Source organism: Brevundimonas sp. P2_A6 (assembly GCF_056404975.1).
Genome location: NZ_JBFUCZ010000004.1, coordinates 79,253 through 104,777, shown reverse-complemented (window position 1 = coordinate 104,777; position 25,525 = coordinate 79,253). Strand labels below are relative to the sequence as shown.

At 67.9% G+C, this 25,525-nt stretch carries 27 protein-coding genes and 1 tRNA gene; 15 read left to right on the top strand and 13 right to left on the bottom strand.

Annotation, left to right across the window (positions count from 1 at the left end):
• Nucleotides 1-32 precede the first annotated feature (32 nt).
• The gene (locus tag AC1DW4_RS11425) at nt 33-521 is read left to right on the top strand and encodes a surface-adhesin E family protein (protein WP_477017386.1); all 489 of its coding nucleotides are present in this window, start codon (nt 33-35) and stop codon (nt 519-521) included.
• Here AC1DW4_RS11425 and AC1DW4_RS11420 read toward each other — a convergent pair.
• Nucleotides 518-1,237, bottom strand: coding sequence for a cytochrome c biogenesis CcdA family protein (locus tag AC1DW4_RS11420; RefSeq protein WP_477017385.1), 720 nt, complete (start codon nt 1,235-1,237; stop codon nt 518-520). The genes AC1DW4_RS11425 and AC1DW4_RS11420 overlap by 4 nt on opposite strands.
• Before the next feature lie 12 nt (nt 1,238-1,249).
• A complete protein-coding gene (locus AC1DW4_RS11415) occupies nt 1,250-1,645 on the bottom strand; it encodes a thioredoxin family protein (protein WP_477017384.1) in 396 nt (131 codons plus the stop codon).
• A gap of 202 nt (nt 1,646-1,847) precedes the next feature.
• Here AC1DW4_RS11415 and rpmF point away from each other — a divergent pair, with 202 nt between their 5' ends.
• The 3 genes from rpmF (at nt 1,848) to eno (ending at nt 4,111) form a co-directional block, all read left to right on the top strand.
• Complete coding sequence (rpmF, locus tag AC1DW4_RS11410; protein ID WP_477017383.1) at nt 1,848-2,030, top strand: 50S ribosomal protein L32; 183 nt, start codon at nt 1,848-1,850, stop codon at nt 2,028-2,030.
• A gap of 107 nt (nt 2,031-2,137) precedes the next feature.
• A complete protein-coding gene (locus AC1DW4_RS11405; protein WP_477017382.1) occupies nt 2,138-2,758 on the top strand; it encodes a hypothetical protein in 621 nt (206 codons plus the stop codon).
• A gap of 75 nt (nt 2,759-2,833) precedes the next feature.
• Entirely contained in the window at nt 2,834-4,111 is a 1,278-nt protein-coding gene (gene eno / locus AC1DW4_RS11400) for a phosphopyruvate hydratase (RefSeq protein ID WP_477017381.1), read from the top strand.
• A 15-nt stretch (nt 4,112-4,126) separates the two neighbouring features.
• Here the strand turns inward: eno and AC1DW4_RS11395 are convergent, their stop codons facing one another.
• Together AC1DW4_RS11395 and AC1DW4_RS11390 are read right to left on the bottom strand one after the other, a co-directional pair.
• Nucleotides 4,127-4,861, bottom strand: coding sequence for an arginyltransferase (locus AC1DW4_RS11395; RefSeq protein WP_477017380.1), 735 nt, complete (start codon nt 4,859-4,861; stop codon nt 4,127-4,129).
• A 123-nt stretch (nt 4,862-4,984) separates the two neighbouring features.
• Nucleotides 4,985-5,881, bottom strand: a complete 897-nt coding sequence (locus AC1DW4_RS11390) for a flagellar motor protein MotB (RefSeq protein ID WP_477017541.1) — start codon at nt 5,879-5,881, stop codon at nt 4,985-4,987.
• A 119-nt stretch (nt 5,882-6,000) separates the two neighbouring features.
• On the opposite strand from AC1DW4_RS11390, the gene AC1DW4_RS11385 reads away from it, so the two are divergent.
• Nucleotides 6,001-6,085: transfer RNA gene (locus AC1DW4_RS11385), tRNA-Leu, on the top strand.
• Nucleotides 6,086-6,194: 109 nt separating this feature from the next.
• On the opposite strand, the gene AC1DW4_RS11380 is transcribed toward AC1DW4_RS11385, so the two are convergent.
• A complete protein-coding gene (locus AC1DW4_RS11380) occupies nt 6,195-7,754 on the bottom strand; it encodes an amino acid permease (RefSeq protein ID WP_477017379.1) in 1,560 nt (519 codons plus the stop codon).
• Between the two features lie 146 nt (nt 7,755-7,900).
• Here AC1DW4_RS11380 and hrpB point away from each other — a divergent pair, with 146 nt between their 5' ends.
• Entirely contained in the window at nt 7,901-10,333 is a 2,433-nt protein-coding gene (hrpB, locus tag AC1DW4_RS11375) for an ATP-dependent helicase HrpB (protein ID WP_477017378.1), read from the top strand.
• A gap of 3 nt (nt 10,334-10,336) precedes the next feature.
• On the opposite strand, the gene AC1DW4_RS11370 is transcribed toward hrpB, so the two are convergent.
• Genes AC1DW4_RS11370 through AC1DW4_RS11360 form a run of 3 tightly spaced genes read right to left on the bottom strand, consistent with a single transcriptional unit; the run spans nt 10,337 to nt 13,449 of the window.
• Nucleotides 10,337-11,134 carry a TrmH family RNA methyltransferase gene (locus tag AC1DW4_RS11370; protein ID WP_477017377.1) on the bottom strand — a complete coding sequence of 266 codons (798 nt, stop codon included), beginning with the start codon at nt 11,132-11,134 and terminating at the stop codon, nt 10,337-10,339.
• Entirely contained in the window at nt 11,131-12,030 is a 900-nt protein-coding gene (locus AC1DW4_RS11365) for a class I SAM-dependent methyltransferase (protein WP_477017376.1), read from the bottom strand. Before AC1DW4_RS11365 ends, AC1DW4_RS11370 begins: the two co-directional genes overlap by 4 nt.
• 18 nt (nt 12,031-12,048) lie before the next feature.
• Nucleotides 12,049-13,449 carry a glycosyltransferase family 2 protein gene (locus AC1DW4_RS11360; RefSeq protein WP_477017375.1) on the bottom strand — a complete coding sequence of 467 codons (1,401 nt, stop codon included), beginning with the start codon at nt 13,447-13,449 and terminating at the stop codon, nt 12,049-12,051.
• A gap of 145 nt (nt 13,450-13,594) precedes the next feature.
• On the opposite strand from AC1DW4_RS11360, the gene AC1DW4_RS11355 reads away from it, so the two are divergent.
• Genes AC1DW4_RS11355 through AC1DW4_RS11340 form a run of 4 tightly spaced genes read left to right on the top strand, consistent with a single transcriptional unit; the run spans nt 13,595 to nt 16,759 of the window.
• The gene (locus AC1DW4_RS11355) at nt 13,595-14,221 is read left to right on the top strand and encodes a TetR/AcrR family transcriptional regulator (RefSeq protein ID WP_477017374.1); all 627 of its coding nucleotides are present in this window, start codon (nt 13,595-13,597) and stop codon (nt 14,219-14,221) included.
• Nucleotides 14,218-15,018 carry an ABC transporter substrate-binding protein gene (locus tag AC1DW4_RS11350; protein WP_477017373.1) on the top strand — a complete coding sequence of 267 codons (801 nt, stop codon included), beginning with the start codon at nt 14,218-14,220 and terminating at the stop codon, nt 15,016-15,018. Before AC1DW4_RS11355 ends, AC1DW4_RS11350 begins: the two co-directional genes overlap by 4 nt.
• On the top strand, nt 15,018-16,010 hold the full coding sequence (locus AC1DW4_RS11345; RefSeq protein ID WP_477017372.1) for a FecCD family ABC transporter permease: 993 nt from the start codon (nt 15,018-15,020) through the stop codon (nt 16,008-16,010). Before AC1DW4_RS11350 ends, AC1DW4_RS11345 begins: the two co-directional genes overlap by 1 nt.
• Nucleotides 16,007-16,759 (top strand): ABC transporter ATP-binding protein, encoded by a 753-nt coding sequence (locus tag AC1DW4_RS11340; protein ID WP_477017371.1) that lies wholly within the window; start codon nt 16,007-16,009, stop codon nt 16,757-16,759. The genes AC1DW4_RS11345 and AC1DW4_RS11340 overlap by 4 nt, the downstream gene beginning before the upstream one ends.
• Before the next feature lie 7 nt (nt 16,760-16,766).
• On the opposite strand, the gene AC1DW4_RS11335 is transcribed toward AC1DW4_RS11340, so the two are convergent.
• The gene (locus AC1DW4_RS11335) at nt 16,767-18,818 is read right to left on the bottom strand and encodes a lytic transglycosylase domain-containing protein (RefSeq protein ID WP_477017370.1); all 2,052 of its coding nucleotides are present in this window, start codon (nt 18,816-18,818) and stop codon (nt 16,767-16,769) included.
• Nucleotides 18,819-18,931: 113 nt separating this feature from the next.
• Between AC1DW4_RS11335 and dapA the strand changes: the two genes are divergently transcribed.
• On the top strand, nt 18,932-19,816 hold the full coding sequence (gene dapA, locus AC1DW4_RS11330; RefSeq protein WP_477017369.1) for a 4-hydroxy-tetrahydrodipicolinate synthase: 885 nt from the start codon (nt 18,932-18,934) through the stop codon (nt 19,814-19,816).
• Nucleotides 19,816-20,319, top strand: a complete 504-nt coding sequence (gene smpB, locus AC1DW4_RS11325) for an SsrA-binding protein SmpB (RefSeq protein WP_477017368.1) — start codon at nt 19,816-19,818, stop codon at nt 20,317-20,319. Before dapA ends, smpB begins: the two co-directional genes overlap by 1 nt.
• A gap of 1 nt (nt 20,320) precedes the next feature.
• On the opposite strand, the gene AC1DW4_RS11320 is transcribed toward smpB, so the two are convergent.
• The 3 genes from AC1DW4_RS11320 to AC1DW4_RS11310 form a co-directional block, all read right to left on the bottom strand.
• On the bottom strand, nt 20,321-20,521 hold the full coding sequence (locus tag AC1DW4_RS11320; protein WP_477017367.1) for a hypothetical protein: 201 nt from the start codon (nt 20,519-20,521) through the stop codon (nt 20,321-20,323).
• A 128-nt stretch (nt 20,522-20,649) separates the two neighbouring features.
• Nucleotides 20,650-21,285, bottom strand: coding sequence for a uracil-DNA glycosylase (locus AC1DW4_RS11315; RefSeq protein WP_477017366.1), 636 nt, complete (start codon nt 21,283-21,285; stop codon nt 20,650-20,652).
• A gap of 142 nt (nt 21,286-21,427) precedes the next feature.
• The gene (locus AC1DW4_RS11310; protein ID WP_477017365.1) at nt 21,428-22,006 is read right to left on the bottom strand and encodes a LabA-like NYN domain-containing protein; all 579 of its coding nucleotides are present in this window, start codon (nt 22,004-22,006) and stop codon (nt 21,428-21,430) included.
• On the opposite strand from AC1DW4_RS11310, the gene folK reads away from it, so the two are divergent.
• From folK to AC1DW4_RS11295, 3 genes are all read left to right on the top strand, one after another.
• Nucleotides 22,005-22,574, top strand: a complete 570-nt coding sequence (folK, locus tag AC1DW4_RS11305) for a 2-amino-4-hydroxy-6-hydroxymethyldihydropteridine diphosphokinase (protein WP_477017364.1) — start codon at nt 22,005-22,007, stop codon at nt 22,572-22,574. The two genes, AC1DW4_RS11310 and folK, sit on opposite strands and share 2 nt — an antisense overlap.
• 84 nt (nt 22,575-22,658) lie before the next feature.
• On the top strand, nt 22,659-23,018 hold the full coding sequence (rpoZ, locus tag AC1DW4_RS11300) for a DNA-directed RNA polymerase subunit omega (protein ID WP_477017363.1): 360 nt from the start codon (nt 22,659-22,661) through the stop codon (nt 23,016-23,018).
• A 95-nt stretch (nt 23,019-23,113) separates the two neighbouring features.
• Complete coding sequence (locus tag AC1DW4_RS11295) at nt 23,114-25,300, top strand: RelA/SpoT family protein (RefSeq protein WP_477017362.1); 2,187 nt, start codon at nt 23,114-23,116, stop codon at nt 25,298-25,300.
• A gap of 3 nt (nt 25,301-25,303) precedes the next feature.
• Here AC1DW4_RS11295 and AC1DW4_RS11290 read toward each other — a convergent pair whose 3' ends face one another.
• Nucleotides 25,304-25,420 (bottom strand): hypothetical protein, encoded by a 117-nt coding sequence (locus AC1DW4_RS11290; RefSeq protein ID WP_477017361.1) that lies wholly within the window; start codon nt 25,418-25,420, stop codon nt 25,304-25,306.
• Between the last annotated feature and the right edge of the window lie 105 nt (nt 25,421-25,525).

Below are 25,525 nucleotides of genomic sequence, written 5' to 3'. Positions count from 1 at the left end.
TTACAGTCGAGCCAACGCTTCTCGGAGGTACAATGAAATTCCCGTTCCTCGCAGTCGGCTTGATTCTCTGCTTCCCATCATTTGCCGTCGGGCAAGACCGTAGCTTGCCTGAAGGCCGGTTGACGCTATTCGCAGGAAGCAGTCTCGCTGCAAATTTCATCGTCGAGGACTCGATCCAGCGTGCCGGAGAGTCCGTCAATCTGACTACATTGCGGTTCTATCCAGATAGAATGCCGGAACCGGGAGGGCCGATCGCCTACGATACAACGTTGATGACGATCGACTGTGCTTCGCGTACGTTTCACAGGCTGCGCGTGGATGCCTTCGACGCCTCCGGGCGCTACTACAGTTCCCTTGCAGCAGAGCCTGTCGTTCCGATCGAAGCAGGTCAGACGTGGGATTTCGTTGCTCGTATCGTTTGCGACGGCGTCAGGTTTGGACCTGAAGCAACGGTGACTGGTCATGAGGCGGCACGAGCTCTGGCTCTGATTGCGCTCGCCCGAGTGCCAGGTTCCAGCTAAAACCGCGTCGTCAGCTGGGTCAGCCACCTGGGTGAGATCTGGACCAGGAAGGCTTCCAGCGAGCGGTCCAGCTTGGTGACGATCAGGATGCCCATGGCGATCATCAGCAGGCCCAGCACCAGCTTTCCGGTCTTGCCCGCGGCGTTCAGCGAGCCGCGCATGCGACCCAGCACCTCGCGCGAGCTCAGGCCGATCAGGACCAGGGGGGTGGCGGCACCGAGGCCGAAGATCAGCATGGTCAGAGCGACGCGACCCAGATCCTGACCCTGGGCGGCCAGAAGCGACGCGGCCCCCAGCGTCGGACCCACGCAGGGGGCCCAGACCAGACCGAGCAGCACGCCCAGACCGCTCTGCGCCAGCGTGCCCCGGCCGTCCAGTTTGCGCATGCCCCCGTCCGCCCAGGTCGAGATCGGCCCACCCAGGCCGGCAATCCAGACCTGAGCCCGGGGGATCACCAGCACCAGACCGATCAGCAGCAACAGGACCCCGCCAAACGTCCGGAACAGGTCCCCATCCAGTCCGATGGAAAAGCCGATCGTGGCGACGAACAGCCCCACGGCCGTGAAACTGGCCGCGAGACCCAGACCCAGGGCCAAGGGAGCCCAGCGCCCCTGCGACCGCGCCCCGCCCAGCACCAGCGGGACCAGCGGCAGGACGCAGGGACTGAGGATGGTCAGGACCCCGGCGACAAAGGCCAGCGCCAGGGTGGCGAACATATCGAGCGACCTCTAGCGCTGGGTCGAGGCGACGACACGGGCGAGGCCGGCGGGGGTGGTATCGCCCACCGATCGCGCCGTTTCGCGCGAGCCACGATAGGCGATCAGGGTGCTCTGGCTGGTGGCGCGAAAACTGCGGACCACGTCCTTCTGATGGTCGAAATCGACGCGGAAGACGATCAGGTCGTCGTTGGCGGGCTGGGCCGTCAGGCTTTCCAGGATCGGCTCCTGGGCGCGGCAGACGGGGCACCAGGGCGCGTAGATATCGATCAGGATCGGCGAACCGGCGGCCTGGGCGGCCTCGAAGGCGGGGCGGGTGAAGGGGCGGTGCTCGGCCAGGGCCGAGCCCGCGGTGGCCAGGGTCCCTGCGGCGGCGAGGGCGAAGGCGAGCAAATGACGACGGATCATGGAAACCTCATGGCTGAGTGCGCAGGGCTGTCCTGCGGCACCCCGTCTACGCGCGAAGGCATCGGCGGGTTACCGCATCACACCCCTTGAACATCGCGCCCAACTCCGGCATAAGCCCGCCCTCGCAGGCGGCTCATCCGATGGGCCGCCGCATTTCGTTTTCGCGCTGGCTTCAGCGCCCGACCCTGAGATTGAGACGGACATGGCTGTTCCGAAGCGCAAAGTATCGCCCTCGCGTCGCAATATGCGCCGCGCCCACGATGCCCTGGGCACCAACCCCTATACCGAAGACAAGGACACGGGCGAGCTGCGCCGGTCGCACCACATCGACCTGAAGACCGGCACCTATCGCGGCCGTCAGGTCCTGACGCCCAAGGAAGAGTAGGCCTCTTCCTTCCCGGACGGATTTGCGAAGTTTGCGGCGCGCGGTTCCCCCGTGCGCCGTTTTCGTGCGTTGATGCGGCATCGACCTTCACCACAGGAGTGCCCGTCATGATCCGATCCCTGACCGCCGTCGCCGCCACCGCCCTGTTCCTGACCGCCTGTGGCGCGCAGGAGCCGGCCTCCGCCCCCGCGCCCGAGGCCCCCGCGACGACGCCCGCCGTTACCCCGGCCGCGCCCGCCGCCGAGGTGCTGACGGCGCAAGGATATGGCCCTCTGCGAATCGGCATGACCCGCGCCGAGGTCGTCGCCGCGATGGGCGACGATTCGGACCCGGCCGCCGTCGGTGGGGCCGAGCCCGAGGTCTGCGACCAGTGGCGACCGGCGCGCGCGCCCGAGGGCGTGATGGTGATGCTGGAGAACGGGGTGCTGAGCCGCATATCGGTGTCCGAACCCTCCACCTTGAAGACCGATCGTGGCTTCGGGGTCGGCGACACCGCCGCCGCCATCAAGGCCGCCTATGGCCCGCTGGCGGTCGCGCAACCGCACAAATATTCCGCCGCTCCGGCCGAGGACATCTTCGTCTGGGCGGTCGGCGCGCCCACAACGGCGGGCGAATACGTTCAGGACACGGCCGCGCGCGGCATCCGCTATGAGATCGGCACCACGGGCAAGGTGGAGACCGTCCACGTCGGCGGGCCTGCCATCCAGCTGGTCGAGGGCTGTTCCTGATCTGACGCGGTTGGCGTTTAGCGGGGGCCGGGCTAAACCCCCGGCCATCTCCACTGCATCCGCGAAGGCCCCGCCATGACCGACATCGCCGACATCGTCGCCCGCCAGATCCTGGACAGCCGGGGCAACCCCACGGTCGAGGTCGATGTGGTGCTGGATGACGGCAGCTTCGGCCGCGCCGCTGTGCCGTCGGGGGCCTCCACCGGCGCGCACGAGGCCGTCGAGCTGCGGGACGGCGACAAGGATCGCTGGGGCGGCAAGGGCGTGCAGAACGCGGTTGACGCCGTCAACGGCGAAATCTTCGACGCCCTGTCCGGCATGGACGCCGAGGACCAGCGCCGCATCGACGAGGCGCTGATCACCCTGGACGGCACCGAGAACAAGGGTCGGCTGGGGGCTAATGCCATCCTGGGCGTGTCGCTGGCGGTGGCCAAGGCCAGCGCCATCTCGGTTGGCCTGCCGCTGTTCCGCTATGTCGGCGGCATCTCGGCGCGCGTGCTGCCGACGCCCATGATGAACATCATCAACGGCGGGGCCCATGCCGACAATCCGATCGACATTCAGGAGTTCATGATCCTGCCGACCGGGGCCGAGAGCTTTTCCGAGGGCCTGCGGATGGGCTCGGAAATCTTCCACGCCCTGAAGAAGCAGCTGAAGGACGCCGGCCACAACACCAACGTCGGCGACGAAGGGGGCTTCGCGCCCAACCTGGCCTCGGCCGAGGAGGCGCTGAGCTTTATTACCAAGGCGGGGCAGGCGGCCGGCTATCTGGCGGGTGAGGATTTCCACCTGGGCCTGGACGTCGCGGCGACCGAGTTCTTCAAGGACGGGGCCTACAACATGGCCGGCGAGGGCAAGATCCTGGATGGCGAGGGCATGGTCGCCTATCTGGCCGACCTGTGCGAACGCTTCCCCATCGTCTCGATCGAGGACGGTTGCGCCGAGGATGACTTCGACGGCTGGAAGCTGCTGACCGATGCCCTTGGCGAGCGGGTGCAGATCGTGGGCGACGACCTGTTCGTGACCAATCCGGCGCGTCTGGCGGCCGGCATCGGCGAGGGCCTGGCGAACTCCATCCTGATCAAGGTCAACCAGATCGGCACCCTGTCGGAGACCCTGGACGCCGTCGATATGGCCCACCGCGCGGGCTATACCGCCGTCATGAGCCACCGCTCGGGCGAGACCGAGGATTCGACCATCGCCGACCTGGCCGTGGCCACCAACTGCGGACAGATCAAGACGGGCTCGCTGGCCCGGTCTGACCGGACGGCGAAGTACAACCAGCTGCTGCGCATCGAGGAACTGCTGGGCGACCAGGCGTCCTACTATGGCGACGGCATGCTGCTGAAGTAGGCGGCCAACACCGGTTCAGTCGATGCGGGTCCAGCCGAGAGGCTTCAGGACCTCCATCGGCCGGAACTGGGCCTTGTAGTCCATCTTGGGCGAGCCCTCGACCCAGTAGCCGAGATAGACATAGGGCAGGCGCACGGTCGCGGCCTGACGGATGTGGTCCAGGATGGCGAAGACGCCCAGCGACCGCCGAGTCAGGGCCGGGTCGAAGAAGCTGTAGACCATCGACAGCCCGTCCGAGAGCAGGTCGCACAGGGTGACGGCGACCAGATCGCCCGGACCCTCGTCATCGCTGGGCAGGCGGTATTCGATCAAATGCGTGCGCACCGCCGTGTCCTCGACCATGGCGATATAGTCCGGCCAGGTCATGTCGGTCATGCCGCCGCCGGGATGACGCGTTTCCAGATAGCGTTTCAGCAGGGCGAACTGCTCCTGCGTCGCCTCGGCCTCGACCAAGTCGCGCGACAGGTCGGCGTTGCGGCCCAAAATCTTGCGGTGCCCGCGCGAGGGCTCGAACGCCGGCACCGGCAGGCGGACGGAGATGCAGGCGTCGCACCCCTCGCAGGCCGGGCGATAGGCGATGTTCTGACTGCGGCGGAAACCGGCGTGGGTCAGTTCGTCGTTGACGTGAGCACCGTCACTGAAGGGCAGGTTCGCGAAGACCTTTCGCTCCGTCATGCCCGGCAGATAGGGGCAGGGCGCGACCGCCGTCATGAAAAAGCGAAGCTGACGTGTCGGAACGTGCTGCGTCATGTCACGGCACCCGGCTCGGGTGGACTGACTGAGAGGGCAGGCGAGGCGTCATCTGCTGATTTGGCGTCATTCCGGCCTGCGCCGCAAGACCGTTCGCGCCGGACGTGACCGGCCGCGCGTTCGTCACAGGCTGGTGTCGGTGGGCAGGACCGGCGCCTCGCGCAACAGGACGATGGCGATACGACGATTTCCGGCGAGAGAGGGATCGTCAGGGTACAGAGGATCGGACCCGGCCTTGCCCGCCACGGAGTACACCCGGTCGGCATCGACGCCGGCGGATTGCAGGATCTGGCGCGACGCATCGGCGCGCGACGCCGACAGCGGCCAGTCGCCCGGACTGGAGGCGCGGCCTGATCCGGCGACGGCCGAGGTATGGCCCGAGATCGAGATACGGTTGGGCAGGCGGTTGATGATGCCGGCGATGGCGCGCAGCAGGACCTGGGCGCGGGCGTTGGGTCGGGCCGAGTTCTGATCGAACATCGAGCGGCCTTCCTGATCGACCAGCTGGATGCGCAGGCCCTCGGGCGTCTGGTCGATGATCAGCTGCTTCGACAGCTCGGCCAGTTCGGGCAGCCGCTGCATGGCCTGGCGCAGGGATTCGGCGGCGGAGGCGAACTCGGCGGCCTCTCGCGCCGCGATCTCGTCGCGCAGTTCCTCTTCGGAGGCGGCGGCCAGATTGGCGTTGGTGCCGACCTCCTCGGGCGCGTCCTGGGGGGCCTCGGGGGCCTGTTCCTGAAGCACGGACATGGAGCCGGAGCTCTTGGAGCCGTCCTCGCCCAGCGAGGTGCCGCCCAGTATGCCGCCGGAGCCGGAGGTCGTCTGAGACACGCTGGCGGGGGCGAAATATTCCGCGATGCCGCGCTTCTGTTCGGGGTCGGTGGTGTTGATCAGCCACATCAACAGGAAGAAGGCCATCATCGCGGTCACGAAGTCCGCATAGGCGACCTTCCAGGCGCCGCCGTGGTGCCCACCGCCGACGACCTTCTTGACCTTCTTGATGAGGATCGGACGATCACTCATGGACGACATGGCAGGGGCCCCGGACAACGATACCGGACCGTGGTCGATCAAGGTTAAGGCGGCGTTTCCGATTGCACGGTTGTCGCCGCGATCGCTTGCCCCTAAACCGCTCGGCCAGTGCGGATGTGGCGAAACTGGTAGACGCACCAGATTTAGGTTCTGGCATCGCAAGATGTGGAGGTTCGAGTCCTCTCATCCGCACCAACACGCTCGATAGGCGCTAACGCTCGGCTCGCGAAGCCTCGCTGCTTGAGCGCTTGACAAGCAAAAGGCCCGGGATCGCTCCCGGGCCTTTTCTTATCGTTCCCAGATTTCAGGTCGTGCCTGGCGTCGGTGGGATGTCGGCGTCGTTCTCATGCACTTCGGTCATGCTGCGGGCGAAGTGGCTGTGCTTACGGCTGTACAGGACATAGATCACCATCCCGACGGCACCCCAGACGGGCAGCACCAGCATGGCGGCAGTCGGCAGGTTGAAGAACAGGAAGACGCATCCCAGGATCGTTGCGGGCGCAATGATCCAGATCAAAGGAGCTTTGAACGGCCGGTGCCGGTTGGGCTCCTTCTTGCGCAGCAGCAGCACGGCCAGCGCCACCATCATGAAGGCGTAGAGCGTGCCTGCGTTTGCGATGTCCGCGAGTTGACCGACCGGAAGAAAAGCGGCGGCAAAGGCAACAGCGGCACCGGTGACGATGGTGACGATATACGGCGTCTTCCATTTCGGGTGCACCTTGCTGAGGACGTCGGGCAACAGCCCGTCGCGGCTCATCACGAAGAAGATGCGCGTCTGGCCGAAGATCAGAACCAGGATCACGGAGGGCAGCGCCAGGAATGCGGCAACGCCGAGCGCATTGCCAACCCAGCTGAAGCCGATGTTGCGAAGAACGTGGGCAAGTGCCTCGTTGGAGCAGACCAGGGCGTCGGCATGGACGGCCAACGCACATTGGCGCGCGAGTTCTTCAGATCCAGCCGGGAAGGGGATGCCGTTGGGGCCCATGATGGGCTGTCCACCGATGGTCCCGATCGCGCCCGCCGCCACCAAAATGTAGAACACGGTGCAGAACAGCAGCGAGGCGATCAGACCGATCGGCACGTTGCGCTGGGGGTTCTTGGTTTCCTCGGCCGCCGTCGAAACAGCGTCGAAGCCGACATAGGCAAAGAAGATCGTGGCCGCCGCGCCGACGGCCCCGACACCCGTGCCGAACCCGCCGAATACGCCGGCAGGCAGGAAGGGGTTGAACTTTTCCATGCTGAATTGCGGCGATGTCAGCGTCAGCCCGATGAAGGCGGTCAGGGCCACGACCTTGATGGCCACCAACACGGCGTTGACCTTGGCGCTTTCGCTGGTGCCCAAGACGAGCAGACCCGTGATCAGCAGTGCGATGACAACGGCCGGGAGGTTGATGAAACCGCCCGCGGCACCGCCGAGGGCCAGGGGCCCAGCCGATAGATAGGCCGGCAGATGTATCCCGAAAAACTCGTTCAGGATTGTCCCGGTAAAGTAACCCGACCAGCCCACCGAAACAGCGGATGCGGCCACGGCATATTCGAGGATCAGGGCCCAACCAACCGTCCAGGCCAGTACCTCCCCCATGACAGCATAGGTATAGGTGTAGGCAGAACCTGCCACCGGGACCATGGCTGCGATTTCAGCGTAGCAGATCGCGGCGACGATGCAGATCGCTCCGGCGATGGCGAAGGCCAGCATCAGACCAGGACCTGCCTTCTGAGCACCTGCGGCGGTCAGAACAAAGATCCCGGTCCCGATGACGCAGCCGATGCCGAACAGAGTCAGCTGGAACCAGCCGAGCGACCGATGAAGCGACTTCTTCTCGGCCGTGGCTAGAATCGCGTCGAGCGACTTAATGCGCCACATGAAATTCCCCTCAAACTGTTATCCCGGACCCCTGCCGGTTTGCGCGGACGCTAACCATGGAAATGGGCTTAGGCAACGCGGTATCCTCTCCATGACCGCGCGACGACGCTTTCGTGAACGCGACCGTTGCCGCTAGAGCCCTTTTGATGCTGCCGATCCATGCCGTTCTGGACGACCTGAAGGCCGCGCTGGCCGGGCACCCGGCCGTCGTGCTGGCGGCCCCGCCGGGCGCGGGCAAGACGACGGTCGTGCCCCTGGCCCTGCTGGACGCGCCCTGGCGAGGGGACGGACGCATCCTGGTGCTGGAGCCGCGGCGGCTGGCGGCGCGGGCGGCGGCCGAGCGGATGGCGGCGACGCTGGGCCAGGTGACGGGGGAGGTCGTCGGCTACCGCACCCGGCTGCAGAGCCGCATCGGGCCCGACACCCGGGTCGAGGTCATCACCGAGGGCGTCTTCACCCGGATGATCCTGGATGACCCCGGTCTGGACGGCGTGGCCTGCGTGATCTTCGACGAGTTCCACGAACGAAGCCTGGATGCCGATCTGGGGCTGGCCCTGGCGCGGGACAGCCAGGGGGTGCTGCGCGAGGACCTGAAGATCTTGGTGATGTCGGCGACGCTGGACATCGCGGGGATTTCCCGGCTGCTGGATGATGCGCCGGTGATCGAGGCTGAGGGTCGGGCCTATCCGGTCCAGACGGTCTATCTGGGCCGCAACCCGGTCGAGCGGATCGAGGACGCGACCGCGCGGGCCTGTCTGACCGCGCTCGGGGACCAGTCGGGGTCGGTGCTGGCTTTCCTGCCGGGGCAGGGAGAGATCCACCGGACGGCACAGCGGATCGCGGAACGGCTGCGCGACCCGACCGTCGATATGGTGCCGCTGTTCGGGGCGATGGAAAAGGACGCTCAGGATCGGGCCATCCAGCCGTCGCCGCCGGGCCGGCGCAAGGTGGTGCTGGCGACCTCGGTGGCCGAGACCAGTTTGACCATCGAGGGCGTGCGGGTGGTCGTCGACAGCGGCGTGTCGCGCGTCCCCCGGTTCGAGCCGTCCAGCGGCCTGACGCGGCTGGTGACCGTGCGGGTCAGCCGATCCTCGGCCGAGCAGCGTCGCGGACGGGCCGGACGCACCCAGCCGGGCGTCTGCTATCGGCTGTGGGACGAGGAGGCGACACGGGGTCTGGTGCCGCACCAGCGGCCGGAAATCCTCGAGGCCGACCTGACCGGCCTGGCGCTGGACCTGGCGCGATGGGGCGCGCGATCCACTGATGGGCTGGCCCTGCTGGATGCCCCGCCGAAGGGCGCGATGGCCGAGGCGCGGGCGGTGCTGGCGCGGCTTGGGGCGCTGGATGGTGCGGGCGGGTTGACGGCGCATGGGCAGAGGCTGACGCGGATGCCGCTGACGCCACGCTTGGCGCATCTGGTCGTGGTGGCGGCCGACGTCGGGGAGGCCATGCTGGGCGCGCGGATCGCGGCGGTGCTGAGCGAGCCGGGTCTGGGCGGCAACGACACGGATCTGCGCGACCGGCTGCGCGGCTTAGATCGTGATCGTAGCCCCCGCGCCAATGACGCGCGCAAGCTGGCGGACCGCTGGTCGCGGGCAGCCTCGGACGGCGGCAAGGCCAAGGGCGAGGGCATCGATGTCGGCACCCTGCTGGCCGAGGCTTTCCCCGAGCGGGTCGCGCGGGCGCGGGGCAAGCCGGGCGAGGTGTTGCTGGCGTCCGGGCGAGGCGCGTTTCTGGACGCGACCGATCCGCTGGTTGCCGAGGCGTGGCTGGCCGTGGCCGATCTGGGGGGCGGGGATGCCCGCGACCGCATCCGGCTGGCGGCTCCGCTCGATCCGGCGACGCTGGAGGCGCGGATGACGCTGGAGGATCGGCTGGTGCGCGAGCCGTCGGGGCGAAGGGTCGTGAAACGCATCCGCCGTCTGGGGGCCATCGTGGTCGATGAGCGGATCGTTGGAGCCGCCGACCGCGCGGCGATCACCGCCGCCCTGCGCGCCGAGGTCGAGCAGGATGGGCTGGCGGGCTTGCGTTGGAGTGAGCGGGCGACGGCCCTGCGCGACCGCCTGGCGTTTCTGAGAGGGCTGGAGGCGGGCTGGCCGGACGTTTCGGACCACGCCCTGCTTGAGGCGCGCGAGACCTGGCTGTGGCCGCTGCTGGAGACGGCGCAGGCGCTGGACGGTATTCCTGATGAGGCTCTGACCCAGGCCCTCCTTGGCCTCGTGCCCTGGGACCGGCACCGCGACCTCGACAGCCTGGCGCCCGCGCGGTTGGTGACGCCTCTGGGCTCGGCGGCGATCGACTATGCGGGCCAGGGCGGGCCGCGCGTGGATATTCGGGTGCAGGAACTGTTCGGGGTGCGCGAGCATCCCACGGTGGGCGGCGGCCGGGTGCCGCTGACCCTGGCCCTGCTGTCGCCGGCGCGACGTCCGCTGCAGTTGACCAAGGACCTTCCCGGCTTCTGGAGCGGGTCGTGGAAGGACGTGCGGGCCGAGATGCGCGGCCGCTATCCGCGACATCCCTGGCCCGAGAACCCGGCCGAGGCCCCGCCAACCAACCGCGTCAAGCCAAGGGGCACCTGACCGTCAGACCGCGTCGGTCACCGCATAGGCCATGATGCCGGTGGCGATGGCCAGGTTCAGGCTGTCGGCCCGGCCACGCATGGGGATCTTCACGTTGACGTCGCAGGTGGCGGCCAGGCCGTCGGTCAGGCCGGCCTGTTCGTTGCCCATCAGGATCAGGGTCGGCGAGGCGTAGGCGGCGTCGCGGTAGCCGACCGTCGCGTCCAGCCGGGTGCCGACGACACTGCCGGGCCAGTTCGCGCGCCAGGCCAGGAAGGCTTCGGCCGTGCAGCGGACGATGGCGACGGCGAATACGCTGCCCATGGTCGCGCGCACCGCCTCGACCGAAAAGGGGTCGACGCAGTCTCCGATCAGGATGACCCCGCCGCACCCGGCCGCATCGGCTGTGCGGATGATGGTGCCGAGGTTGCCGGGATCGCGCACCTGCTCCAGCGCGATCCAGCAGGCGGCCGAGGTCGGGTTGATCTGATCGAGCCTGGCATAGGCCTGGTCGAAGACGCCCAGCACGGTCTGGGGGTTCTCGCGGCGACTGATCTTTTCCAGAATCGGGTGGGTGACGGTGACGATCTCGCCGCCTGCCTCCAGCGTCGCGGCCCTGGCGCGGTCCAGCAGAGGATGCGGGCGCGCCTCCATGCCGACCATCAGCAGCCGGGGCGCGCGGCCCTGATCCAGGGCCTCACCAATGAACTTCAGGCCCTCGGCCAGAAACTGGCCTGTGACCTCGCGCTCCTTGCGCATGTGAAGAGCTCGGACTCCCTTGATCGTGTCGTTGGTCAGGGAGGTGACGAGGCGTTCCGTCACGACGCGCTCCATCGGGCGAAGAAGGACAGGCCGATGGCGCGGGCACCCGCGTCGTCTTCCGACAGGGCCAGTTCGCCCCAGTCGACGCGACCTGCGCGCCCCTGCGTCGCCTCCAGCATCAGATGCGCCAGCGACAGGCCCGAGACCCGCGCCGCATAGGCGTTCAGCAAGAGGAAGTCGGCATCGTCGGACAGCAGGCTGGCGCAGTCCTTGAGCAGGGCGGGCATGTCCTCGAACAGCCGCCAGATCTCGCCCGTCGGTCCGCGCCCGTATTTCGGCGGGTCAAGGATGATGCCGTCGTAGCGCGAGCCGCGCCGGACCTCGCGCGCGACCCATTTCCGGGCGTCCTCGACGATCCAGCGGATGGGGTGGTCCGACAGGCCGGAAAGCTCGGCGTTCTCGCGCGCCCAGGCGACGGACTTCTTGGAGGCATCGACGTGGGTGACTTCGGCCCCCGCCGCCGCGCAGGCCAGGCTGGCCACGCCGGTGTAGCCGAACAGGTTCAGGATCTTCGGTCTCGAACGAGAACGCACGCGCCCATCCAGCCATTCCCAGTTCGCGGCCTGTTCGGGAAAGAAAGCCAGGTGGCGGAAGGGCGTGAACCGGCCGGTGAACCGCACCTCGCGCCAGGACAGGGGAAAGGTGTCGATCGCCTTGCCCGCGAAACGCCAGCGGCCGTCGTCGTCCTCGTCCTGGGCCTGGGGGTCGAAGACGGCGTCAGGCCGGTCGAACGCCTCCGCATGGCGTGGCTTCCAGAAGCACTGGGGCTCCGGCCGGACGACGGTGTGAGGCCCGTAGCGCTCCAGTTTCTTGCCGGCCCCGGAATCCAGCAGGGCATAGTCGGACCAGCCGTGGGTCAGCAGGGTCTGGGGTTCGGCGGCGAAAACGGGGGGCATGGATCAGGCCTTATGCCGTCAGGCCGCCCTGCGTCCAGCCGTGGACGGCTCGGCGGCGACTTCGACGTCCAGATCGACGGCGTCGGGCATGTGCCGGGTCTTGTTCCAGGCGAAGGGCTCGTAGAACAGCCGCACAAGCGCATGGAAGAAAGCGAGGCTCAGTAGCGACCAGTACAGCGGCGCCATCGCGATGTCCCCAAGGCGATAGGGCAGACTGGCTCGCCGGGCCCCGATCCATGCGCTGATCCAGGCGGCGACGGTCCCCAGGGCGAGCACTGCCAGCGACGTCAGGGACGCGCGGGGCTCCAGCCCCGCGGCGGCCGCCACCAGGATCAGCGCTGCGAGCCAGGCCAGGGACACAGCGTGCACGGCCGCTGCCCCCAGCGATGCGCCTACGGTCATCAGCAGGGCGAAACTGCCCCGCCAGCCCAGGCCGTGCAGCGAACGGGTATGCACCCCGCACGTCTGCATGAAGCCCTTCAGCCACCGCGTCCGCTGCGGCAGCCAGGCATCCAGTCCTCCGGGCGGGGGTTCATAGGTCGGCCGCTGGATAACGCCCAGGGTGCCGCCGGCCCGCCACAGCCGGAAGCCCAGATCGGCGTCTTCGGTGACGTTGTGCGCGTCCCATCCGCCGACCCTGCGAAGCCAGGACGCGCGGAAGTGGTTGCTGGTCCCGCCCATCGGAAATGGCAGTCCCAATCCACTCATGGCGGGCAGCGTGACCTCGAACAGGCTGGCATATTCGATCGCGAACTGCCGATCCAGAAATGGCGTCCGGGTGCGCCTCGCGGTGCGGATGCGCAACGGCGCCTGAAGAGCGGCGAGGGTGCCGGTGCTGTCGCCGAAGAAGCGCGCCGCGGCCTCTCGCAACTGCAGGGGATCGGGGTCGTCCTCGGCATCGTAGACGGTGACCAATTCGCCCGTCGCGGCGCTGAGGCCCGCATTCAGGGCCCGGGGTTTGGTCCGGGGATCGCCGGGCGGCACGATTAGGATCGACATCCAGTGCGGGCGATCGGCATGCCATGCGGCGTCGATCGTCTCATGGTCATGCGCTTCAAGCAGAAGGAAGGCTTCCAGCCGATCGGACGGATAGTCGATTTGGGACAGGCGCTCGACCAGCTGGTCGATCACCGCCGCCTCGTCCAGCAGCGCCACCAGAATCGTGTAGCGAGGAAGGTCCGTGCCCCTGTCGTAGCCTCCAGGCGCGGGCACGGGCGTTAGAACCAGCACGACCCGCCAGAAGGCCACGGTCAGGAACGCCAGTTGCGCGCCACCGATCAGCAATGCCCCGGCAAGGGACGGGGCCAGGCGCATCCCCATCATCGCGATCACGATCGTCGCCAACAGGACACCGGCCTGCGGCGCGGTCAGGCTTCGGCGGCTCGCCCATTCGTCAAAGCGGCGAACCAACGGATCCACGGCCCCCCACCCGCTAGTTGTCGAACATTCCTAAGCGGCGAAGCGGTGCCGGGCAAGGCGTTGGCATGCCGATGGAAATGCCGCTATTCCAGCACGGCGGCGTCGCGCCGTGGAGGGAGCCGTTCGCGTGCCGGAACAGCCGACGATGCCACAATCCGGTTCGGCCAAGCGCGCGCGCAAGCCTAAGGGCGAAGGCCATGCCCGGCGCGCGGAGATCCTGGAGGCGGCCGAGCGAATCTTCGTTGAAGTCGGCTACGAGGGATCGACCATCCGCCGGATCGCGGACGAGGTCGGTCTGTCGTCGACCGCCCTCTACATGCATTTTTCCGAAAAGTCGGAAATCCTCCACGAGATTTGCCGAGCGGCGTTCGCACGCCTGCAGGCGATGAACCAGGCCGTTATGGACGAACCCGGCCCGTCCGATGTCCGGCTGCGGCGCTTGCTTGAGGCCTATGTCGCGTTCGGGTTCGATAACCCCAACGCCTATCGCCTGACCTATTTGACCCGCCCGGTCGAGGCACGCGACGGCGCGCAGACGGCCGCACAAAATCTGGGGGGTGAGCTCTTCCGGGCATTCGAGGCGGTGGTCGCGGACGTGGCGGTTCAGGGTCACCTTCGGGGAGACCCCAAGACGACGGCGCAGACCCTCTGGGCCGGTGCGCACGGGGTCGTCTCGCTGATGATCACCAAGCCGTATTTCGACTGGGTCGGTCGTGAGGCCCTGACCCGGTCGATGATCGACGCCCTGATCGCGGGCCTGCTCAAGCCATGAGGGTCAGCGCGACCGTCGCGGCCGTGGTCCTGCTCATCGCCACGGCGGCGCAGGCGCGGCCGCTGCGGGTGATGTCGCTGGATCAATGCGCGGATCAATATGCCCTGGCGATCGCGCCGGACGCCGACCTGTTCCTGTCGCCCCGCGCGGACGATCCGGATGCGTGGATGGGCCAGGCGGCGCGGGGGCGGTCGAAGGTTCGACCGACGCTGGAGACCGCCATCGGGGTCGATCCCGACGTCGTCGTACGGTCCTGGGGAGGCGAGCCCCGCATGCTGGCGGTGCTGGAGCGGCGCGGGGCGACGGTCGTCAGCCTGGACGACGCCTCCGAGATGGAGGGCGTTCGGGCCAATGTCCGAAGGGTCGCCTCGGCGCTGCATCGCGAGGCGTCGGGCCAGCGGATCATCGCCCGGATGGATGCGCGGCTCGCCGAGGCCGCCCACGCGCCAGCCCCGGAGCGAACGGCACTGTATCTGACGTCTGGCGGGTTCACGGCCGGGAAGGGGACGCTCATCGATGCGATCATGCGATCGGCCGGCTTCGTCAATCTGGCGGCCCTGACGGGGTTCGGGGCGGTCAGCGTGGAACGAATCGTGTTGCAGCCTCCACGCCGCTTCCTGCTGGGCTTCTTCGATCAGGTCCGGGGCGACTGGCGCGGCGTGGGGCGTCATCCCCTTATCGCGCGGGCCGCAAAAGGGCACGTCGCTGCCGAACTGCCCGCCTCGGTCCTGACCTGTCCCGCGTGGTTCGCGGCGGATGCGGCCGTGATGCTGTCCAAGGGGCAAGGCGGGTCGTGATGCGCGCGGGGGACGGTCGGTTGATCGCGCTGCTGGCGCTGGGCATCGGGCTGTCGCTGGCTCTGGCCGTGACGCTGGGCGAGACGCGGTTCGATGCCGCACAGTATGCCGCCGGACTGACGCGGTGGAGCTCCGACGAGGCGGTCGTGCTGTGGCAGATCCGAGCTCCGCGCGCGGTCTGTGCGCTGGTCGTCGGCGCGGCGTTGGGACTGGCCGGGGCCGTGCTGCAGGGGTTGCTGAGGAACCCGCTGGCCGATCCGGGCGTGCTGGGGGTGTCGGCGACGGCGGCCCTGGCGGCGGCGGGTGCGATCGTGCTGGGACTGGCGGCGGTGCCCGGGGCGGTCGAGGTTTCGGCGTTGGCGGGTGCGGGTCTTGCGGCGCTTTTGCTGCTGGCGGTGGCCACTCGGCTGACCTCGCCGGAGGGGCTGATCCTGTTCGGAGTGGCGCTGTCCAGCCTCGCGGGGGCGCTGACGGCCCTGATCTTCAATCTGTCGCCGTCGCCGATCGCCCAGGCCGAGGTGATGTCCTGGCTGCTGGGATCGGTGCAGAATCGCAGCTGGATCGATGTTGCTTGGGTCACGCCGCCGGTGCTGGTCGCGAGTGGACTGGCCGTGATGGCGTCCGGCGGATTGCGGATGCTGGCGCTGGGCGAGGACGTCGCCGCGACCTCGGGTCTCGCCATCGGGCGGATGAAGATGCTCGCCCTGATCGCCGCCGCCGTCGCGGCCGGGGCGTCCGTGGCCGTGGCCGGCGTGATCGGGTTCGTGGGCCTGGCTGCGCCGCATCTGGTGCGGGGTGCTGTTCGAGGGGACCCGGCTAGGCTGCTGCTGCCGTCCGCCTTGGCGGGCGGGCTGATGCTGGTGGTCGCCGATCTGATGGCGCGAGTGATTCCGACGGATCAGGAGCTGAAGCTGGGCGTGTTCACGGCCCTGGTCGGCGCGCCCCTGTTCGCCCTGATCGCCTGGCGCGCGGCGAGGGAGTGGCGGTCATGATCGCCTTGCAGGATGTCAGCGCAAAGATTGGCGGGGCACCTGTGCTGGACGGGGTCGATCTGACGGTCAACGCGGGCGAACTGTTGGCCCTGGTGGGTCCGAACGGTGCGGGCAAGACCAGCGTCATGAAGGCGATGCTCGGACTGCTGCCGATCGCGTTCGGGACGGTGACAATCCGGGGTCACGGGCTGGCTGATTTCGATGCGCGGCGACTGGCCGAGGCCATGGCTTACCTGCCGCAGGATCGGCGCATCGCCTGGAACATGCCGGCGGTGGAGATCGCGGCTCTGGGGCTGCCGTTCCTGCATGGAGATCAGGCTCGCGCGCGGGCGCTGGAGGCCTTGGCTGAGGTTCAGGCCGACGAGCTCGCCGGACGCGGCGTGGCAGAGATGTCGGGGGGAGAGCGGGCGCGAGTGCTGATCGCACGCGTCCTGGCCACGGGTGCGGCGGCGCTGTTGCTTGACGAACCGGTCGCGGGACTGGATCCCGACGCGCAGTTCCTGCTGATGGACCGACTGCGGGCGCGGGCGACGGCGGGGCAGGCGGTGATCGTCAGCCTGCACGACCTGTCGCTGGCGGCGCGCTATGCCGACCGGGTCGTGGTCCTGGACGCGGGGCGGGTCGCGGCGGATGGACCGCCGAAACAGGCCCTGTCCGCCACTGTGCTGGCCGACGTGTTCGGTCTCGACGGAGCTTGGCTGGACACGCCGGACGGGCCGATACTGTCAGCCCGCCGCGCCGCTCACTGATACCGGCTCACTGATACGGTCGCGGGCCGTTGTAACCCGCCGCGATGTCGCGTGAGAGGGTCAGCGGGGCGGAGCCGCCGTTCAGCCGGGCCTTGTAGACCGACATGTTTTCCATGACCCGCATCATGTAGTTGCGCGTCTCGGTGAAGGGCGCGCATTCGATGAAGTCGGTCGGATCGACGCCGCCACCGGCGACACCGCCCCGGGGATCGCCGCACCGGGCCGTCCACTGCGGCGGGCGGGCCGGCCCGGCGTTGTATCCGACGGTGGTCAGCAGCATGGAGCCCGAGAACTGGCTCATCAGTTCACCCAGGTGATAGCTGCCCAGGGTCATGTTGTAGTCGGGATCCCACAGGCGTTCAGCCGAATAGGACATGCCCAGACGGCGCGCGACGCCCGACGCTGTCGATGGCAGGAACTGCATCATGCCACGCGCATCGGCGGCCGAGCGGGCGCGGGGGTCGAAGCTGGATTCCTGGCGCGTGATGGCCAGCGTGAACTCCAGCGGCGCGGCCCCGGCGACGACCGGCGGGATACGGATCGGGTACTGGCGCTCGGGCATCAGGAAGCCGCGCTGGCTGGCGGTGCGGCCGACCATCATGGCCCCGAACCCGTCGCCATAGCCGCGCGACATGTCCATCAACTGGGCCAGGTCGGTGATGCCGGGCAGGGTGTCGTCCAACTGATAGGCGAATACGCGGAACAGGCTCATCTCGCCCGTCTCGCCCAGGATGCGGGCGGCGCGGACGACCTCGTTGGCTCCGAAGGCGGCGGCGTCGTTCTGGGTGATGACCGGATCGGCCGGCAGGGTCAGCGTCGTCATGCCGGCCTTCTCTGCAGCTAGCTGGCCATAGAAGGTCTGAATGTGACGGGCACCGCCCTGATAGAAGGCCTGGGCACCCGCCTGATCGCCGCGAGCCTCGGCCGCGCGACCCAGCCAATAGAGGGCACGTCCTTGGGTGATCGGGGTGTTGGAGGTCTGGCGCAGCGTCTCGAAATGGCGGGCGGCCGTGGCGGGGTCGTTCAGCTTGGTCAGGGCGACCCAGCCGGCGAAGAACTCCGCATCGACCTTTTTCTCACCCGACGGGAAGCCGTGGCCGGCCATGGCGTCATAGGCCGCGCGCCATTCCCGGCGTTCCAGCGCGTCGAGGAAATAGTTGCGACGCTCGGACCACAGGGTGGCCAGGGCATCGGTGTTCAGCGGCGAAGGGGGCAGGGCCGACAGCAGGGGAAAGCCCTCGGTCTGGCGACCGGCCGCGCGCAGGATGCGCACCCGCTCCAGCACCACGTTGGGGTCCATCGCCTGCGACGGCGACAGGTTGGCGACGATGGAATCGCCGCCATAGGCGCTGCGCAGCGACATTACGGCGTTGGCGACGGTCTGGCGCTCGGGCGAGACCAGATTGACCATGGCGCGCGTCGCCGGACCGTGCGGCCCGACCAGCAGCATGTTCAGCCGCGCCTCGTGATCGCGCTGGGTCAGGGTGGAGCCCCAGCGGGCCAGGATGCGGCTCTGGTTCGCGTCGTCGAAGGACTGGGTCTGCCACCATTCCTGGATCAGCAGCCGGGCCTGATCACCTTGTCCGCGCTGGTCCAGCGCCTCGGCCAGGGCGATCGCCCCCTCGACCGTGGTGGGTTTGTCCGAGCCGAAATACGCCAGGGTGGCATCCGGTCCCATGCCCGCGCGACCCAGCGCCCGCTCGCCCGCCGCGATCCGGCTTTCGCCGCGCGGCCAGCCGGTCAGGGCGGTCTTGTCCTGGGCCAGTTCGGTGAAGGACAGCTGATCGGCCGAGGTGTCGACCAGGGCCCATTCCACCAGTTTCCTCGCCGTGCCGTCACCGATGCCGGAGATGGCGTTGCGCGCGCCGATGACGTCGCGGGCGCGGGCAGCGGCCAGACCCTGGCGGAACAGGGCGGTGTCGCTCTGGCTCAGGATGCCGGGCTGATAGGTCCCGCTGGAAACATAGGGCGTGGCCTGGGGGGCCTGGCGGTTCAGGTCGGCGGTCTGCGGAATCGGGGCGAGGACGGCCAGTACGGCCGCGAGGCTGGTCGCAAGCATGATATGTCCGATCCCCATTCATCCCGGTTGCGGGTTCGACCCCGGCAACCTACCCTCTCGCGTCTCGTTTCAGGCGACCGCCGCCCATCCCCACGCAAGGTAGACTTGTTTCAATGACCGCCCCCTTGTTCAAGGGCGTGATCACCGCCCTGATCACACCACTTCGTGACGGAAACGTGGACGAAGCCGCTTTCGAGACGCTGCTGGAACGCCAGATCGCCGCCGGGGTTCACGGCGTCGTGCCGATGGGCACCACGGGCGAAAGCGCCAGCCTGTCGCTGGACGAGCACAGACGCGTCGTGGAGCTGTGCGTGCGCATGGCCGCCGGTCGGGTGCGGGTGATCGCGGGCGCGGGATCGTCCGCGACCGACAAGGCGATCGACATGGTCCGCCATGCCAAGACCGTCGGGGCCGACGGTGCGCTGGTCGTCACCCCCTATTACAATCGGCCGTCACAGGCGGGCCTGAAGGCGCATTTCGAAGCGATCGCGGAAGCCGTGCAGCTGCCGGTCCTGCTTTACAACGTACCGGGCCGGACGGGCGTCGATCTGGCGGATACGACGGTCGCCGAATTGGCCGGGCATCCGAACATCGTCGGCATCAAGGACGCGACCGGCGACATGGGCCGGGTCAGCTGGATGCGAGCGAACATCAGCGGCCAGTTCGACCTGATCTCGGGCGATGACGCCAGCTTCCTGGGCTATCTGGCGAACGGCGGGCACGGTGTGATCTCGGTGGTGTCGAACGTCGCGCCAGAGGGAATGGTGGCGCTGTACAACGCGGTTCAGGCGGGCGACCCGGCCACGGCACGGTCCTGGCAGGATCGGCTGATCGGCCTGCACCGGGGGCTGTTCGCGGACGCTTCGCCGTCGCCGACCAAATACGCGCTGTCGAAGCTGGGGCTTTGCGGCGAGGAGGTTCGGTTGCCGCTGGTGCCGACGTCGGCTGCGGCGCGGGCGATCGTGGATGCGGCCCTGTCGGCGGCCGGGATCCACTGATGGCGACCTCGAAGGAGAAGGCGGCAGCGACCGCGAAAGCCCCGATCACCAAGGCCAAGGTGATCGCAGAGAACCGGCGCGCGCGGTTCGACTATTTCCTGGAGGACAATATCGAGGCCGGGATCATGCTGCTGGGCACCGAGATCAAGGCGCTGCGGATGGGCCGGGCCAATATCGCCGAGAGCTATGCGGCGGTGGAGGGGCGCGAGATCGTGCTGATCAACGCCGACATCCCGCCCTATGTCCAGGCCAACCGGTTCAACCATGAGCCGCGCCGGCCGCGTAAGCTGTTGCTGCACAGGAAGCAGATCGACCGGCTGATCGGAGCGGTCCAGAAGGACGGGCAGACGATCATCCCGCTGAAGCTGTATCTGAACGACGACGGCAAGGCGAAGCTGGAAATCGCCCTGGCCAAGGGCAAGAAGCTGCACGACAAACGTGAGGCTTCGGCCGACCGCGACTGGGCCCGCGACAAGGCCCGTCTGCTGCGCGACCGGGGCTAGATCAGGCCGCGCGGCTGAGCGGCGTGGCGTCGATCACGTTCGGCATCTGCATCGTCGGTGCGTTCGATCCGTAGATGCCCAGCGACGGTGCGAAGGATCGTTCGGCGACCATGATCGTCAGGGTCAGAACGACAGCCGCGAGCAGGGCCAGCAGGCCCATCCGACGTTCGGCTGCGGTGAAGAACGAAGGCTTGTTACGCATGGATCTGCCCCTCCCAAGGCGAGATTTCAACGCAAGCTACGCGGGTGGGTTCCGCCCGGATTTCATACACCCGAACGGCTCTGATTCGTGTGTCCGGCGAACAACAGTCGCCCGATGGGCGAGGTGAATCAGCCGTTGTCCATAAGGGCGCGGGCGCGGCGGAAGATCGCCTCGAACATCTCGGGCGTCAGGCGGCCGGTGTTCGTGTTCAGCCGCGAGCAGTGGAAGCTGTTCAACAGGGTGTAGCCGCCCAATTCAGCCTCTACACCGTGGCCCGACGCCATGGCCGATCCGGGCAGGCCCAGGGCCTTCAGCACGCTGCGCCGCGAGACGTCGCCCAGGGTCACGATGACCTTCAGACGGGGCAAGGCGTCCAGCCGGGCCTTCAGGAAGGGACGACAGGTCGCCTCCTCGATCGGCAGGGGCTTGTTCTGTGGCGGGGCGCAGCGCACGGCGTTGGTGATCATGCAGTCGATCAGCGTCAGGCCGTCGTCGGGCCGCGCGTCATAGGTGCCGGTGGCGAAGCCGGTCTTGATCAAGGTCTCGTACAGGATCCAGCCCGCGCCATCGCCGGTGAAGGGTCTGCCGGTCCGATTGGCCCCGGTGCGCCCGGGTGCGAGGCCCGCCACCAGCAGCCGCGCGTCCGGGTCGCCGAACGAGGGGGCCGGGCCGTTCCACCAGTCGGGGTTCTGACGCCGGTTCTCCTCGCGGTAGGCGACGAGGCGCGGGCAAAGGGGGCAGTCGCGGGGTGGTTCGGGGGTCATGGTGTCGGTGTCATCCGAAAGCGCGAATGGGAGTCGTGGAGTCAGAAAAAGTGACTTCTTCTTCTCCAATGGATCGGGGTGGCGCCGTTCACGGTCTGGTGGTCATAGCAGAGACCCATGCCAGAATCGGTCGTAGCCCGGCTCAGGTCGCATCGCGATCGAAGGTGCGCACAGTGGGGGTGGGCGACACGGTCTTCGGCCGCCCCCAGTCCTCCAGCCGGTCGGCCAGATCGATATAGGAATCCGCCTGACGGCGCAGTTCGTCGGCGATCATCGGCGGCTGGCTCTTCATCGTCGAGACGACCGTGACCCGCACACCCCTAGCCTGAACCGCCTGCACCACCCGACGGAAGTCGCCGTCGCCCGAGAACAGGATGGCGTGGTCCATATGCGGGGCCATCTCCAGCATGTCGACGGCGATCTCCATGTCCATATTGCCCTTCATCTTCGTGTGCCCCTGGGCATCGGTGAAGCGCTTGACCGGCTTGGTGACGACCGAGAATCCGTTGTAGCCCAGCCAGTCGACCAGGGGCCGGATGGAGGAGAACTCTTCGCCCTCGATCACCGCCGTGTAATAGTGCGCGCGGATCAGGCGGCCCTGCTGCCGGAGGTCGGCCAGCATCTTGCTGAAATCCAGATCGGCGTGCAGCGCCCGGGCCGTTGAATACAGGTTCGCCCCGTCGATGAAGACGGCGAGGCGGTCGGTCGGATAGGACGTCATGGCAATCCCCTCGGAAATATCGACCCCGGACTCCCACGCGGACCTCGTCAATATGGACGCGCCCCAGAGCCTGGACGAGGCCGTCTTCGTCGCCCTGGGGTGCAATGACAAGGGGGTCTGGGCCGACTGCCGCGAGGCGCTGGAGGCGGCCCTGGCGCGGTTCCGGGCCGAGGGCATCGATGTGATGGCCCGATCATCCTGGTGGTCATCGCAGGCCTGGCCCGATCCGACCGATCCGCCCTTCCTGAACGGCGTCGTCAGGGTCCGCACGGCGCACGACCCCCACGCCCTGATGGCGGCGCTGGGTCGGATCGAGGAGGCCTTCGGGCGTCGGCGCACCGTGCCGAACGCGCGCCGTACGCTGGACCTGGACCTGATCGCCTATGGGCGGGAACAGGGCGACTGCGAGGGCCTGATCCTGCCGCATCCGCGCGCGGCGGATCGGCTGTTCGTCATGGGGCCGCTGGCGGAGATCGCGCCGTACTGGGTGCATCCGGTGGTGGGCGGGACGGCGGGATCGCTGGCCAAGGCGACGACGGTGGGGGTGGATGCACGCCCTGTGGCCTGATCGCCCCAAATCCGCCCCTGTGGCGTTGCACAAACGCCTCCCCATCTGTATGCAACGCGGTTCTCCCCCCGCCCGAGGTAATTCATGGCTCGCGTCACTGTCGAAGATTGCATCCAGAAGGTGCCGAACCGGTTCGGCCTGGTCCTGCTGGCCGGGAACCGCGCCCGCGCGATCGCCAACGGCGCGCCGCTGACGCTGGATCGCGACAACGACAAGAACCCGGTCGTGGCCCTGCGCGAGATCGCCGAGGAAACCGTAGTGCCGGACGAACTGCTGGAGACCGTCGTGGTCGCCCTGCAGCGCGTCGACGAGCGTACCGAAGCCGAGGACGAGGCGGAAATCGTCGGTCTGCTGGCCGAGCCGCAGCACATGAACATGGCCGAGGCCGAACTGATCCGCGCCCTGCAGAGCGATCGGGACGGCGGGCAGGAGGAACGGTACTGACGGCGGAACCCGCCACCGGTATCACGATACTCCCGGCGCGGTCCGGCAAGACCCCGCCGACAACGATCATTGCCAATGACATTGCTTCGCCGCCCGTGGAAACGCAGGCGGCGAAACGCGTTCCTGTCCTGCGCCAGTTCGAGCTGATCGAGGCAGTCAAGGCGTATGACCCCACTGCGGACGAGGCCCTGCTGAACCGGGCCTATGTCTATGCGATGAAGATGCACGGCTCGCAGTTGCGGGCCTCGGGCGATCCCTATTTCGCCCACCCGATCCAGGTCGCGGGCATCCTGACGGACTACAAGCTGGATACGGCGACCATCGTCACGGCCCTGCTGCATGACGTCGTGGAGGACACCTCGGCGACGCGCGACGACATCGCCCGCATGTTCGGCGAGGAGGTCGCGGTCCTGGTCGAGGGGGTGACCAAGCTGAGCCGGCTGGAGCTACAGGCCGAGCATACGCGGCAGGCGGAGAACCTGCGCAAATTCATCCTGGCCATCAGCCGCGACGTGCGGGTGCTGCTGGTCAAGCTGGCCGACCGTCTGCACAACATGCGGACGCTGAAATACGTCAAGCCCGAGAAGCGCGAGCGGATCAGTCGCGAGACGCTGGAGGTCTATGCGCCGCTGGGCCGGTCGATCGGCATCCACTCCATCGCATCGGAGCTGGAAGAACTGGCGTTCGAGCACCTGAACCCCACGGCCCGGACCGCCATCGAGCGGCGGCTGGAGGCGCTGAAGCTGGAGCATGGCGGGGCCACCGAGACCGTGGCGGCCGAATTCCAGCGCGTGCTGACCGAGGCGGGGATCAAGGCCCGCGTCTATGGCCGCCAGAAGACGCCCTATTCGATCTGGCGCAAGCTGCAGAGGAAGTCAGTCGGCTTTTCGGCCCTGTCCGACATCTATGGGTTCCGCGTCCTGGTCGAGGCCGAGGACGACTGCTACCGCGCACTGGGCGTCATCCACCGCGCGTGGCCGATGGTGCCCGAACGGTTCAAGGACTTCATCTCCACGCCCAAGTCGAACAACTATCGCTCGCTGCACACCACGGTGGTGGGTCCCGCCGGCCTGCGCATCGAGATGCAGATCCGCACCGAGGCCATGGACCGGGTGGCCGAGGACGGCGTGGCCGCGCACTGGGCCTACAAGAACAAGTCCTATGGCTTCGACCAGGAGGCGATGGAGAAGGACGGCGGGCGCGACCCGCTGCAGAACCTGCGCCACCTGGTCCAGGTGATCGAGCACGGGGAGGGGGGCGAGGACTGGGTCGAGCACGCCAAGCTGGAGATGTACCTGGATCAGGTGTTCGTCTTCACGCCCAAGGGGACGCTGATCACCCTGCCGCGCGGCGGCATGGCTCTGGACTTCGCCTATTCGGTTCACACCGAGGTCGGCGACACGGCCGTCGGCGTCAAGATCAACGGCGAGCTGAAGCCGATGCGCACCGCGCTCCAGAACGGCGACGTGGTGGAGATCATCCGCGGCAAGAAGCGAGAGGCCCCCGCCGACTGGCGCAGCCTGACCGTCACCGGCCGCGCCCGCTCCGCCATTCGCCGCCACATCCGATCCTCGGAGAGGGACGAGTTCTACAAACTGGGCAAGACGACGCTGGAGCAGGCCCTGACGCGGGTCGGCAAGTCGCTGTCCGAAGTCTCGCTGAAATCTGTGGTCGAGACCCTGGCCACGGGGACGCAGGAAGACCTGTTCGACGCCATCGGCCGGGGGCGCATCCCGGCCAACAGGGTCGTCGAGATGCTGTTCCCGGCCCTGAAGGGGACGCTGAATACGGGTCAGGAGCGCCGCAGGATCGCCGACGACAAGGCCCGGATGTTCGTGCGCGGCGGCGGCCTGACGCCCGGGGTCAGCATCCATTTCGGAGCGTGCTGCACACCGGTGCCGGGCGACCGGATCGTCGGGATACTGGAGCCCGAGAAGGGCCTGACCGTCCACGTCATCGACTGCCAGAAGCTGGCCGACTTCGCCGATGACGACAGCGTCTGGCAGGATCTGCAATGGACGCCCCAGGCCGAGCAGGGCGCGGTCGGCACCGCCCGGCTGCGCGCCACGATCAAGAACGCGCCCGGCGTCCTGGGCCAGGTCGCGACGGTCATCGGCGAAGCCGGCGGAAACATCCTGAACCTGAAGATGGCCCACCGACAGTCGGATTTCTTCGACGTCGACCTGGACGTCGAGGTGGCGGATGCGAAACACGCCACCAGCATCATGGCCGCGCTGAGGGCGAATCCGAGCGTGGATACGGTCGAACGCTCGCGGGGGTAGGGGTCAGTTCTTCCCGGGCGGCTGGGTGAACGGCGAGGTCCCCACCGACACGGCCGGCTTGGCCTTCTCGGCCTTGGGCTTCCGCTTTTCCTTGTTCGACTTCACTTGACCCTTGGCCATGGCCGGTCCTCCAGACGGGCACCGCCGGGCGGGCGATGCGATAGCGGCATCATAGACCTTTCCACAGCGCGCGGGCCACAGGCTGTTGACGAGAACAAAAAGCCA

Coding starts and splice junctions, on each gene's coding strand:
- AC1DW4_RS11425 (WP_477017386.1), top strand. CDS start 33: ATGAAATTCCCGTTCCTCGCAGTCGGCTTGATTCTCTGCTTCCCATCA.
- AC1DW4_RS11420 (WP_477017385.1), bottom strand. CDS start 1,237: ATGTTCGCCACCCTGGCGCTGGCCTTTGTCGCCGGGGTCCTGACCATC.
- AC1DW4_RS11415 (WP_477017384.1), bottom strand. CDS start 1,645: ATGATCCGTCGTCATTTGCTCGCCTTCGCCCTCGCCGCCGCAGGGACC.
- rpmF (WP_477017383.1), top strand. CDS start 1,848: ATGGCTGTTCCGAAGCGCAAAGTATCGCCCTCGCGTCGCAATATGCGC.
- AC1DW4_RS11405 (WP_477017382.1), top strand. CDS start 2,138: ATGATCCGATCCCTGACCGCCGTCGCCGCCACCGCCCTGTTCCTGACC.
- eno (WP_477017381.1), top strand. CDS start 2,834: ATGACCGACATCGCCGACATCGTCGCCCGCCAGATCCTGGACAGCCGG.
- AC1DW4_RS11395 (WP_477017380.1), bottom strand. CDS start 4,861: ATGACGCAGCACGTTCCGACACGTCAGCTTCGCTTTTTCATGACGGCG.
- AC1DW4_RS11390 (WP_477017541.1), bottom strand. CDS start 5,881: ATGAGTGATCGTCCGATCCTCATCAAGAAGGTCAAGAAGGTCGTCGGC.
- AC1DW4_RS11380 (WP_477017379.1), bottom strand. CDS start 7,754: ATGTGGCGCATTAAGTCGCTCGACGCGATTCTAGCCACGGCCGAGAAG.
- hrpB (WP_477017378.1), top strand. CDS start 7,901: ATGCTGCCGATCCATGCCGTTCTGGACGACCTGAAGGCCGCGCTGGCC.
- AC1DW4_RS11365 (WP_477017376.1), bottom strand. CDS start 12,030: ATGCCCCCCGTTTTCGCCGCCGAACCCCAGACCCTGCTGACCCACGGC.
- AC1DW4_RS11355 (WP_477017374.1), top strand. CDS start 13,595: ATGCCACAATCCGGTTCGGCCAAGCGCGCGCGCAAGCCTAAGGGCGAA.
- AC1DW4_RS11350 (WP_477017373.1), top strand. CDS start 14,218: ATGAGGGTCAGCGCGACCGTCGCGGCCGTGGTCCTGCTCATCGCCACG.
- AC1DW4_RS11345 (WP_477017372.1), top strand. CDS start 15,018: ATGCGCGCGGGGGACGGTCGGTTGATCGCGCTGCTGGCGCTGGGCATC.
- AC1DW4_RS11340 (WP_477017371.1), top strand. CDS start 16,007: ATGATCGCCTTGCAGGATGTCAGCGCAAAGATTGGCGGGGCACCTGTG.
- AC1DW4_RS11335 (WP_477017370.1), bottom strand. CDS start 18,818: ATGCTTGCGACCAGCCTCGCGGCCGTACTGGCCGTCCTCGCCCCGATT.
- dapA (WP_477017369.1), top strand. CDS start 18,932: ATGACCGCCCCCTTGTTCAAGGGCGTGATCACCGCCCTGATCACACCA.
- smpB (WP_477017368.1), top strand. CDS start 19,816: ATGGCGACCTCGAAGGAGAAGGCGGCAGCGACCGCGAAAGCCCCGATC.
- AC1DW4_RS11320 (WP_477017367.1), bottom strand. CDS start 20,521: ATGCGTAACAAGCCTTCGTTCTTCACCGCAGCCGAACGTCGGATGGGC.
- AC1DW4_RS11315 (WP_477017366.1), bottom strand. CDS start 21,285: ATGACCCCCGAACCACCCCGCGACTGCCCCCTTTGCCCGCGCCTCGTC.
- folK (WP_477017364.1), top strand. CDS start 22,005: ATGGCAATCCCCTCGGAAATATCGACCCCGGACTCCCACGCGGACCTC.
- AC1DW4_RS11310 (WP_477017365.1), bottom strand. CDS start 22,006: ATGACGTCCTATCCGACCGACCGCCTCGCCGTCTTCATCGACGGGGCG.
- rpoZ (WP_477017363.1), top strand. CDS start 22,659: ATGGCTCGCGTCACTGTCGAAGATTGCATCCAGAAGGTGCCGAACCGG.
- AC1DW4_RS11290 (WP_477017361.1), bottom strand. CDS start 25,420: ATGGCCAAGGGTCAAGTGAAGTCGAACAAGGAAAAGCGGAAGCCCAAG.